14 protein-coding genes are annotated in these 10,177 nt (G+C 71.3%); 7 read left to right on the plus strand and 7 right to left on the minus strand.

The window, feature by feature from the left end; translation table 11 throughout:
• The 3 genes from JWQ91_RS14975 to dapB all read left to right on the plus strand — a co-directional run.
• A partial coding sequence (locus tag JWQ91_RS14975; protein ID WP_297785867.1) for a hypothetical protein occupies positions 1-184 on the plus strand: 184 nt, incomplete at its 5' end.
• 124 nt (positions 185-308) lie between these two features.
• Complete coding sequence (gene kynU / locus JWQ91_RS14980; RefSeq protein ID WP_297785869.1) at positions 309-1,517, plus strand: kynureninase; 1,209 nt, start codon at positions 309-311, stop codon at positions 1,515-1,517.
• Positions 1,518-1,521: 4 nt separating this feature from the next.
• Positions 1,522-2,265 (plus strand): 4-hydroxy-tetrahydrodipicolinate reductase, encoded by a 744-nt coding sequence (gene dapB / locus JWQ91_RS14985; RefSeq protein ID WP_297785872.1) that lies wholly within the window; start codon positions 1,522-1,524, stop codon positions 2,263-2,265.
• Between the two features lie 16 nt (positions 2,266-2,281).
• On the opposite strand, the gene JWQ91_RS14990 is transcribed toward dapB, so the two are convergent.
• The 4 genes from JWQ91_RS14990 to JWQ91_RS15005 are packed head-to-tail and all read right to left on the minus strand — an operon-like array spanning position 2,282 to position 4,288.
• Positions 2,282-2,587, minus strand: coding sequence for an AzlD domain-containing protein (locus JWQ91_RS14990; protein WP_297785875.1), 306 nt, complete (start codon positions 2,585-2,587; stop codon positions 2,282-2,284).
• Positions 2,584-3,255, minus strand: coding sequence for an AzlC family ABC transporter permease (locus JWQ91_RS14995; protein ID WP_297785878.1), 672 nt, complete (start codon positions 3,253-3,255; stop codon positions 2,584-2,586). The genes JWQ91_RS14990 and JWQ91_RS14995 overlap by 4 nt, the downstream gene beginning before the upstream one ends.
• Entirely contained in the window at positions 3,252-3,791 is a 540-nt protein-coding gene (locus JWQ91_RS15000) for a GNAT family N-acetyltransferase (RefSeq protein WP_297785880.1), read from the minus strand. The genes JWQ91_RS14995 and JWQ91_RS15000 overlap by 4 nt, the downstream gene beginning before the upstream one ends.
• On the minus strand, positions 3,788-4,288 hold the full coding sequence (locus tag JWQ91_RS15005; protein ID WP_297785883.1) for a hypothetical protein: 501 nt from the start codon (positions 4,286-4,288) through the stop codon (positions 3,788-3,790). Before JWQ91_RS15005 ends, JWQ91_RS15000 begins: the two co-directional genes overlap by 4 nt.
• A gap of 51 nt (positions 4,289-4,339) precedes the next feature.
• On the opposite strand from JWQ91_RS15005, the gene JWQ91_RS15010 reads away from it, so the two are divergent.
• Both JWQ91_RS15010 and JWQ91_RS15015 read left to right on the plus strand, forming a co-directional pair.
• The gene (locus JWQ91_RS15010; RefSeq protein WP_297785887.1) at positions 4,340-5,134 is read left to right on the plus strand and encodes a thymidylate synthase; all 795 of its coding nucleotides are present in this window, start codon (positions 4,340-4,342) and stop codon (positions 5,132-5,134) included.
• On the plus strand, positions 5,131-5,610 hold the full coding sequence (locus JWQ91_RS15015; protein ID WP_297785890.1) for a dihydrofolate reductase: 480 nt from the start codon (positions 5,131-5,133) through the stop codon (positions 5,608-5,610). Before JWQ91_RS15010 ends, JWQ91_RS15015 begins: the two co-directional genes overlap by 4 nt.
• Here JWQ91_RS15015 and JWQ91_RS15020 read toward each other — a convergent pair.
• The 3 genes from JWQ91_RS15020 to JWQ91_RS15030 all read right to left on the minus strand — a co-directional run bounded on the left by JWQ91_RS15020 (position 5,601) and on the right by JWQ91_RS15030 (position 7,925).
• Complete coding sequence (locus JWQ91_RS15020) at positions 5,601-6,782, minus strand: mechanosensitive ion channel family protein (protein ID WP_297785892.1); 1,182 nt, start codon at positions 6,780-6,782, stop codon at positions 5,601-5,603. The two genes, JWQ91_RS15015 and JWQ91_RS15020, sit on opposite strands and share 10 nt — an antisense overlap.
• A 54-nt stretch (positions 6,783-6,836) precedes the next feature.
• Positions 6,837-7,052: an amphi-Trp domain-containing protein gene (locus tag JWQ91_RS15025; RefSeq protein WP_297785894.1), complete on the minus strand. Its 216-nt coding sequence runs from the start codon at positions 7,050-7,052 to the stop codon at positions 6,837-6,839.
• An 84-nt stretch (positions 7,053-7,136) separates the two neighbouring features.
• Entirely contained in the window at positions 7,137-7,925 is a 789-nt protein-coding gene (locus JWQ91_RS15030) for a thioesterase family protein (protein ID WP_297785897.1), read from the minus strand.
• 54 nt (positions 7,926-7,979) lie between these two features.
• Between JWQ91_RS15030 and dapA the strand changes: the two genes are divergently transcribed.
• Positions 7,980-8,894, plus strand: a complete 915-nt coding sequence (gene dapA, locus JWQ91_RS15035; RefSeq protein ID WP_297785900.1) for a 4-hydroxy-tetrahydrodipicolinate synthase — start codon at positions 7,980-7,982, stop codon at positions 8,892-8,894.
• A 3-nt stretch (positions 8,895-8,897) separates the two neighbouring features.
• Positions 8,898-10,177: ribonuclease J (locus tag JWQ91_RS15040; RefSeq protein ID WP_297785903.1), on the plus strand; the 1,280-nt coding region annotated here is incomplete at its 3' end.

The following is a 10,177-nucleotide window of genomic DNA, read 5'->3' on the forward strand; positions in this document are numbered from 1 at the left end:
CAAGCTCCGTGAGCTCAACGGTGGCCAGCGGGTCAACAACGTCGAGGACGTCGTCTCGGTCGGCCAGAAGATCCAGGTCGAGATCGCCGAGCTCGGCGACCGCGGCAAGCTGTCGCTGGTCCCGGTCTTCGAGGACAAGGGCGACACCGCCCCCGTCGAGGAGCCGGCTCCGGTCGACGCCTGATCCCCGCTGATCCCCGAAGGGCCCCGCTGCTTCGGCAGCGGGGCCCTTCCGCGTCCCCGTCCCGTCCGCTGGCGCGTCGGCGGGCCGGGTGGGTGGCACCGGGCCGTGAGACGATCGTTCACCCATGACGCAGACCTACGCCGACGCCGCCGGGCTCGATGCCGCCGACCCGCTGCGGGACCTGCGCGCCCGATTCCTGCTCGACGCGGACCTCGTGGCGTACGTCGACGGCAACTCGCTGGGGCGTCTGCCGATCGCGACCGCGGACCGGCTCGACGCCTTCTTCCGTGAGGAGTGGGGCGGCCGCCTGATCCGTGGCTGGGAGGAGGCGTGGGTCGACCTGCCGGTCGGCGTGGGCGACGAGCTGGGCGCGACCCTGCTCGGCGCGGCTGCGGGCCAGACCGTCATCGCCGACTCGACCTCGGTCAACCTCTACAAGCTCCTCCACGCGGCCACCGGGGTCCGCCCGGACCGCGACGAGATCGTGATCGACGCGACCAACTTCCCGACCGACCGCTACCTCGTCGAGAGCGTCGCGGCGGCCAAGGGGCTGACCGTCGTCTGGCTCGAGCCCGACCTCGTCGACAACGTCACGGCCGACGTCCTGGCGGCGGCCCTGGGGGAGCGGACCGCCGTCGTGGTCCTCAGCCACGTCGACTACCGCTCCGGCACGCTGCTCGACCTGCCGGCGCTGACGGCCCGCGTCCACGGGGCCGGCGCCGTCGTGATCTGGGACCTGTGCCACTCCGCCGGGGTCGTGCCGATCGCGCTGGACGCCGACGAGGTCGACTTCGCGGTGGGGTGCACCTACAAGTACGTCAACGCGGGACCGGGGGCGCCCGCCTTCCTGTACGTCGCGGAGCGCCACCTCGCCGCCGCGACACAGCCCATCGCCGGCTGGTGGAGCGCCGCCGACCTGTTCGCGATGGCCGACACCTACGAGCCGGCGCCCACGATCCGCCGGATGCTCAGCGGCACGCCGTCGGTCCCCGGCGTCGTCGCGGTGCAGGAGGGCGTCCGCCTGATCGCCGAGGCGGGGGTCGAGGCGATCCGCGCGAAGTCCGAGACCCTCACGACGTACGCCCTCGCGCTCCTCGACGCGGCCGGCCTGGAGGTCGTCACGCCCCGGGAGGTGGAGCGGCGCGGCAGCCACGTCACGGTCCGCCACCCGGACGCCCGGGAGGTCACCACCCGGCTGGTCGAGCGCGGCGTCGTGCCGGACTTCCGGGAGCCCGACCTGATCCGGCTGGGTCTGTCGCCGCTGACGACGTCGTACGCCGAGGTCGCCGCCGCGACACGCATCCTGGTCGAGGTCACCGCGCCGATAGGCTGACGCCATGACACGCGTGGCAGTGCTGGGCGCCAAGGGGCGCATGGGTTCGGAGTCGGTGCGGGCGATCGAGGCCGCCGACGGGCTGGAGGTCGTCGCGCAGATCGACGTCGACGACCCGCTCGACCTGATCGCCTCGTCCGGCGCCGAGGTCGCGCTGGACTTCACCCAGCCCGCTGTCGCGCTCGACAACGTCACGTGGTGCGTCGAGCACGGCGTGCACGTCGTGGTCGGCACGTCCGGCTTCGACGACGACCGCATCGAGGCGGTGCGCGGCCTGCTGGGCCCGGCCCCGACGACGGAGGTCCTGATCGTCCCCAACTTCTCGATCGGCGCCGTGCTGATGATGAAGTTCGCCGCGACGGCGGCCCCGTTCTTCGAGTCGGTCGAGGTCATCGAGCTGCACCACCCGGGCAAGGTCGACGCGCCCTCGGGCACCGCGACCCGCACCGCCGAGCTGATCGCCGCCGCCCGCGCGGAGGCCGGGTCCGCGCCCCTGCCGGACGCCACCACGACCGACCCCGACGGCGCCCGCGGAGCGACGGTTGCCGGCATCCCGGTGCACTCGGTCCGGGCCCGCGGCTTCGTGGCCTCGCAGGAGGTCCTGCTCGGCGGAGAGGGTGAGACGTTCTCGATCCGGCACGACTCCCACGACCGTACGTCGTTCATGCCCGGCGTCGTCGCGGCCGTGCGCGCCGTCGGCCAGCGCCCCGGGATCACGGTCGGCCTGGACGACATCCTCGGCCTCTGACCAGCGGGGGACCGGGTCAGAGCTGGCGGACGAGCGCCGCGACGAGGGCGGCCACCACGACGACTGGCAGGAAGGGCGCCCGCAGCGCCAGCAGCACCGCGGCCACACCGAGCGCCAGGAGGCGGGCGTCGACCTGGATCGAGGAGCCCGTCGCGAAGACCTGCACCGCGATCAGCGCCCCGAGCAGCCCGGCGGGGATGAGCTCGACGGCGCGCAGCGTCAGCGGGTGCCGCAGGACGCTCTCGGGCACCGACAGCCCGGCGTACTTCAGCGCGAAGCACCCGACGACCATGACCCCGATCCCGGCCCACAGCGTCGTCACGCGGCCTCCCGGGGCTTCCACAGCAGGCCCACCAGGACCGCGGTGCCGCCGCCGAGGATGATCGGCAGCCCGGCGCTCGTGAGCGGCACGAGGCCCAGCGCGACAGCCGCCCCGATCAGCGCGACGAGCCGCCCCTGCCACGTCGCGAGCCGCGGCCACAGCAGGCCCAGGAAGGCCGCGCCGACGGCGGCGTCCAGCCCGTACGTCCGCGGGTCGCCGATCGCCTCGCCCGCCAGCGCGCCGACGAACGTCATGAGGTTCCACAGCAGGAAGATCGAGATCCCGGTCCAGTAGAAACCCAGCCGGGCCTGACGCCGGGTGGTCCGGGTCACGCCCATCGCGGTCGACTCGTCGATCACGAAGTGCGCCGACGCGAGCCGGCCCGGCGCGTCGAGCTCGAGCTTGGGCGCCAGGCTGACACCGTAGAACAGGTTGCGGCTGCCCAGCAGGACCGCCGTCAGGGCGCCGGTCAGCGGGTTGCCGGCCGACGCGATGATGCCGACGAACGCGAACTGCGACGCCCCCGTGAACACCAGCAGGGAGATGACGCACGTCTGCAGGACGCTGAGGCCCGACGCGGTCGAGATCGCCCCGAACGACACGCCGTACGTCCCGGTCGCGATCCCCACGCCCAGGGAGTCGACGATGATCCCGCGGTCCGACCTCATGCGAGGCTGGTGTGGAGCCGCACCTGCTTGAGCGTCTCGCCGGACTCCCCGGCCAGCTCGCGGTGTGCCCCGTCGGGCTCCCAGCCCGACTCCGTCACGAACTGCCGCAGCACGTCGTCGGTCGAGCCGATCCACCACACCGCGCGGGTGAACCGGTCGGCGACCAGCGTGTCGACGGCGGCCTGCAGCAGCCGGGACCCGTGGCCCGCGCGCTGATGGTCGGGATCGACCACGAAGTCGCCGATCTCGCCGTCGGCGACCTGGTCGCTGTCGGGGTCGTACGACGGGTGGACCAGGGCATAGCCGCGTACGTCCGCGCGCTCGAGGGCCACCAGCAGGCGTACCCGGGCGTCCTTGGGCGACGTGACGATCGACGCCCACCGATCCGCGAGCTCGTCGGGGTCGAGGGCCTCGATCGCCGGGATCGAGCCATAGCTCTCCCGCCAGCGGGCAAGCTGGACCCGCACGATCGCGGGGGCGTCGTCGGGCCAGGCCAGCCGGGCGCTGACATCGGCCGTGGGACCACCGCCGCTCACGATTCGAGGAAGCTCTCGACGAGATGGGACTCGGCACCCTGGGAGTCCAGCATCGCCGCGCTCATCGAGGTGTTGCGCAGGCTCGGCCACACCTCCCACGCGAGGACCAGGAGGCCCGGGAACCCGGCGATGACGAGGGGCCAGCCGCCGTAGCCGCCGACGAAGCTGACGACGACCGCGAACAGCAGGGGTGCCTCGCAGTAGATCAGCTTGCGGACGGTCTGGCCGGCGAAGATGCCGATGGCCCGTTCCCGCAGCTCGGGCTCGTCGGCGTCCGCCGGCAACGGCGACGACGACAGCCAGACCCGCTCGGCGAAGAACGCGCCGACCGCGACGAGGGCCACGAGCAGCACGATCAACCAGATCGGCGGGTAGTCCTCGGCGGCTCCGCCGAGCATGAAGAACAACAGCACGAAGAACCCGGCGGTGAGGCCGACCTGCAGGAGTGCGAAGTTGCGGACCTCGGCGGGAGTGGCGTCGAACTCTTCACTCGGCATGGGGGAGAGTTTCGCACACGATCACTCGGTCCCGATTGGTAGTCTGCGAACATGCGGGCCTATCTCGATCTCGTCCAACGGATCCTCGACGAAGGGGTCGCCAAGGGCGACCGCACGGGCACCGGCACGCGCAGCGTCTTCGGTCACCAGATGAGGTTCGACCTCAGTGAGGGCTTCCCCCTCGTCACGACCAAGAAGATCCACGTCAGGTCGGTCGTCGCGGAGCTCCTGTGGTTCATCGCGGGGGACACCAACACCGGTTACCTGCGCGACAACGGGGTCAAGATCTGGGACGAGTGGGCCGACGACCACGGCGACCTCGGGCCGGTCTACGGCTACCAGTGGCGGTCCTGGCCCGCGCCCGACGGCCGGCACATCGACCAGCTCGCGCAGGTCATCGAGCAGATCAAGGTCAACCCCGACTCGCGACGCCACGTCGTCAGCGCGTGGAACGTCGCCGACCTCGACGCGATGGCGCTGATGCCGTGCCACGCGTTCTTCCAGTTCTACGTCGCCGACGGCAAGCTGTCCTGCCAGATGTACCAGCGCTCCGCCGACGTCTTCCTCGGCGTGCCGTTCAACATCGCGTCGTACGCCCTGCTGACCCACATGGTCGCGCAGGTCGCCGGCCTGGAGGTGGGAGACCTCGTGCACACGCTGGGCGACGCCCACCTCTACGTCAACCACCTCGACCAGGCCCGCGAGCAGCTGACCCGTGAGCCCAAGGCCCTGCCCGAGCTGTGGCTCGACCCGGCGGTCAGGTCGATCGACGACTTCACGCTCGACTCGATCAAGATCACGGGCTACGAGCCGCATCCCGGCATCAAGGCGCCGATCGCCGTATGACGACGGTCTCGATCGTCGTCGCGATCGGGCAGAACGGGGTCATCGGCGCCGACGGCGACCTGCCCTGGCCGCCCACGGGTGACCTGGCCCAGTTCAAGGCCCTGACGATGGGCCATCCGCTCGTGATGGGCCGCACGACGTACGAGTCGATCGGCCGCCCGCTCCCGGGACGGACCTCGATCGTGCTGACCCGTGACCCGTCGTGGTCCGCCGGCGGCGTCGAGGTGGCCGGGGACCTGCCGGCCGCCCTGGCCCGCGCCGCGGAGCTGGACGACGACGTGTTCCTGATCGGTGGGGCGCAGGTCTACGCCACGGCGCTGGCCGAGGGGGTCGTCGACCGGCTCGTGGTGACGCACGTCCACCAGTCGCCCGAGGGCGACGCGTGGTTCCCGGACGTCGACTGGCCGCGGTGGGCCGAGATGAGCCGCGAGTCGTACGACGGCTACGACATCGCGACGTACGACCGTCAGGGCTGACGCGGCGGCAGCTCCTCGGTGACGATGGGCAGCTGGCCCGTGACCCGGGCGGCGCGCTCCTCGCTCTGTGGGTCGCCGGTGAACAGGCCCGTGGTGTCGCTCGGGGGGTCGCCCGTGGGCTGACGCCTCGACGGTGCCGGGGTGACCGCCTCGACCCGGAACCGGGGGAGCCCGCCCTCGTTGCTGGCCTGCAGCCAGTCGACCATGCGCTCACGCACCAGGCAGCGCAGGTCGAACAGCGTCGGGGCGTCCTTGGCCGTGACGAGGATGCGGATCCGCACCCAGCCGCCCACCGCGTCGGTCACCTGCAGCACCTTGACCCGGCCGTCCCACAGATCGGTGGTCGGCACGATCCGGTCCAGCTCGGCCCGCATCCCGTCCGGGCTGACCCGCCAGTCGACGTCGAGCTCGATCGAGCCGAGCAGCTCGGAGTGCTTGCGCGTCCAGTTCTGGAACGGCGTGGTCGTGAAGTACGTCGCCGGGAGCACCATGTTGCGGTCGTCCCACAGCCGGACCACGACATAGCTGAGGGTGATCTCGTCGATCCAGCCCCACTCGCCCTCGACGATGACCGCGTCGCCGTAGCGTATCGAGCCGCTGAAGGCGATCTGCAGGCCCGCGATGAGGTTGCTGAGCGTCGACTGGGCGGCGACCGCGGCGACGACCGAGATGATGCCGGCCGAGGCCAGGACGCCGGCGCCGGCCGCACCGACGCCGGGGAAGCTCAGCAGCACCGCGCCGGCGGCCAGCACGACGATGATGACCAACGTCAGCCGGCGGATCACGGCCGTCTGGGTCCGGGCCCGGCGCGCGGCGAGGTTGTCGGCGACGTCGAGCCGGTAACGGCGCAGTCCGAGGTCCTCCAGCGACAGCACGAGCGCGCCGACGAGCCACGCCACGAACACGATGATGAGGATCCGCATGACCAGCTCGACCCCCTGGCCGAGGTCCTCATGTCCGGACCACGGCGCGTCGCGGGACACCGCGACGTTGACGGCGATCGCGAGGAGCAGCAGCCGGAACGGGATCGCCGCGGTCCGGTTGAGGTGCTGCGCCCCGGGCGAGCGACGGGCCCGGATCCTGACCGTCACGGCCACGACGACCGCCACGACGATCGCGATGAGCACCGCCACGCCCAGGGTCATGGCGAAGTCGGACCAGGAGTCATTCATCGGACCATCGTCCTCGCCGGGCCCGCTGTGCGCGAGCCCTCCAGCCGGCTCACCTCACCAGGTCAGCTCGATCTCCAGCTCGTTGTCCTCGCCGAGCTCGACCTCGATCTTGAGGTCGACCTGGTCGGGGATGCTGACGGTGACGCGGCGGCCGTCGCGCTCGAACTCGACCGAGTTGTGGCGGGACAGGGCGTCGGCGAGGGCGTGCAGCCGGGCGGCGGCCTGCTCACGGGACAGGCGCTGGGTGGTGTCGATCTCGAACAGGTCCATCAGGGCTCCTCGGTGCGGGTCTGTCGGGTGGGCACCACGGTAGCGGGGCGGACGAGCCGCCGGGACCCGCGCGAGCCGTGCAATTCAGAGCAGGATCGCGAGCTGTCGGCTCTGCGCCACCAGGTTGCCGTCCTCGTCCCAGAGCTCGCAGTCCTCCTCGTGGAAGCCGTTGACGACGTGCCGGGTCGACAGCCGCGTCGCGATCCAGCCGGGCCGCGGCAGCCGGTGCAGGTGGACCGTGAGCTGGACCGTCATCGACTGGATCCGGTCGTCGAGCTCGAGGACCGGCGGGGCGAACGAGTCGCAGAGCAGCGCGAGCGCCGGGAAGTCGATCTCCCGGCCGCCGGCCAGCCGCTGCCACAGGTCGATGCTGGGGTCGCCGCTGGGCGCACCGACGGACCAGCCGGGTACCGAGGCCATGCGGTAGTCGATCCGGTCGAAGAGCCCGCCCTGGGGCATCCCGTGCTCGCGGGGGTCGGCGCAGCGGTCCGGTGCGGGGAGCGAGGGAGGCGTGCCGAGCTCGCGGGTGAGCCCGTCGGCGGGGCGCGCGCCGAAGCTCGCGGTGAGCTCGGCGACGTGCCGCTCGCCCTCCCACAGCGCGGCCGTGCCGGTCTGCACCCGGCGGCCCATCCGCACCGCGGACGTCCGCAGCTCGGCGGGTCCCGGCTCGGGGGAGGTCAGGTAGGTGACCGCGGCGACCATGGGGTCGGCGGCGCCGATCTCCTCGCGCAACCCCCGCAGCATCGCGGCGAGGATGTAGCCGCCGTTGGGCTTGCCGAGGGGCGTGTTCCAGCGGTCGGTCAGGGTCAGGTCGCGGACGCCGTCGCCACGCGAGAGCGACGCGGTGTCCAGGTCGTAGAAGTCGTCATGCACGGACCCATCCTGCCGGTCGTTGGCGGCGGGTCGCCAAGCGGTAGCCTCGGGGGTATGACGTCGCCGCTCGCTTCTGAGGCCGCGCCCTTCGGGCGTGTGCTGACCGCCATGGTCACGCCGTTCACCCGCGAGGGTGAGCTCGACCCGGATGCCGCCCAGAAGGTGGCCTCCTACCTGGTCGACCACGGCAGCGACGGTCTCGTCGTCAGCGGCACGACGGGGGAGTCCCCGACCACGACGGTCCAGGAGGACGGGCGCCTGCTGGCGGCCGTGCTCGAGGCGGTCGGCGACCGGGCCACGGTCGTGGCCGGGGTCGGCACCAACGACACCCGTCACTCCGTCGAGCTGGCGCAGCAGGCCAAGAAGATCGGCGCGCACGGCACGCTCATCGTCACGCCCTACTACAGCAAGCCCCCGCAGTCGGGCCTGCTCGCGCACTTCACCGAGGTCGCACGGGCCGGCGACGACACCCCGGTCATGCTCTACGACATCCCGGGGCGCAGCGGCATCAAGATCGCCGACGAGACCTACGCCGCGATGGCCGACAACCCGTTGATCATCGCGATGAAGGACGCCGTCGGCGACCTCGACCGTGGCGTCTGGCTGATCAACGAGCTCGGGTTCAAGATCTACTCCGGGGACGACCCGGTCAACCTCCCGTGGCTCGCGATCGGCGCCAGTGGCGTCGTGAGCGTCGTGAGCCATGCGGCCTCGCGCCAGTACGCCGACATGGTCGCGGCCGTCGACGCCGGTGACCTGCCGGCCGCACGCGAGATCAACCACCGACTTCAGCCCGCCGTTCGGGCGATGATGCACCACACGCAAGGCGCGATCACGTCGAAGGCTGCCATGCAGCTGCTCGGGGTGCTCGATCATCGGACCATGCGTGCCCCTCTGCCCGAGGCGACCGAGGAAGAGGTCGCGATCGTACGCGACGGACTCGTCGCCGCGGGCCTTCTAGAAAGCTGACCCTTGAGCCACATGCACCTGGAGCTCGACGCTCCTCCGGCACTTCCCGACGGCGCCCTGCGTGTCATCCCGCTCGGCGGACTTGGAGAGATCGGTCGCAACATGACGATCTTCGAGTACGGCGGCAAGATCCTCGTCGTCGACTGCGGAGTCCTCTTCCCCGAGGAGACCCAGCCCGGCGTCGACCTGATCCTCCCCGACTTCGGCCCGATCCGGGACCGCCTCAAGGACGTCGTCGGCATCGTCCTGACCCATGGCCACGAGGACCACATCGGCGGCGTCCCCTACCTGCTGCGCGAGCGCGGCAACATCCCGGTCATCGGCTCCAAGCTGACGCTGGCCTTCCTCGAGCCCAAGCTCAAGGAGCACCGCCTGAAGGACGCCCCGAAGTACACGGTCTCCGAGGGTGACATCCAGAAGTTCGGGCCGTTCGAGCTCGAGTTCGTCGCGGTCAACCACTCGATCCCGGACGCGCTCGCGGTCGCGATCAAGACCCCGGCCGGCGTCGCGCTGCACACCGGCGACTTCAAGATGGACCAGCTGCCGCTCGACGGCCGCATCACGGACCTGCGGGCGTTCGCCCGGCTCGGCGAGGAGGGCGTGGACCTGTTCCTGACCGACTCGACCAACGCCGAGGTCCCCGGCTTCACGACGTCGGAGCGCAACATCACGCCGGCGATCGACGCGGTGTTCCAGAACAGCACCAAGCGCATCATCGTCGCCTCGTTCGCGTCGCACATCCACCGCGTGCAGCAGGTCCTCGACGCCGCGGTCAAGCACGACCGCAAGGTCGCGTACGTCGGCCGGTCGATGGTCCGCAACATGCAGATCGCCCGCGAGCTGGGCTACCTGCACGTCCCGGACGGTGTCGTGGTCGACAAGATCGACGCCGCCCCGCCGCACAAGATGGTGCTGATGTCGACCGGCTCGCAGGGTGAGCCGATGGCGGCCCTGTCCCGCATGGCCAACAACAGCCACCAGCAGGTCAGCCTCGAGCCGGGCGACACGGTCCTCATGGCATCGTCGCTGATCCCGGGCAACGAGAACGCGATCTATCGCGTCATCGACGGCCTGACCAAGCTCGGCGCCAACGTCGTCCACAAGGGCAACGCCCTGGTGCACGTCTCGGGCCACGCCTCGGCCGGCGAGCTGCTCTACTGCTACAACATCGTTCAGCCGTCCAACGTCCTGCCGGTGCACGGCGAGATCCGTCACCTGCACGCCAACGCCAAGCTCGCGACCGCGACCGGCGTGCCCAACGTCCTGCTCGCCGAGGACGGCTT

The organism is Aeromicrobium sp. (assembly GCF_025965075.1).
Taxonomy (GTDB): domain Bacteria; phylum Actinomycetota; class Actinomycetes; order Propionibacteriales; family Nocardioidaceae; genus Aeromicrobium.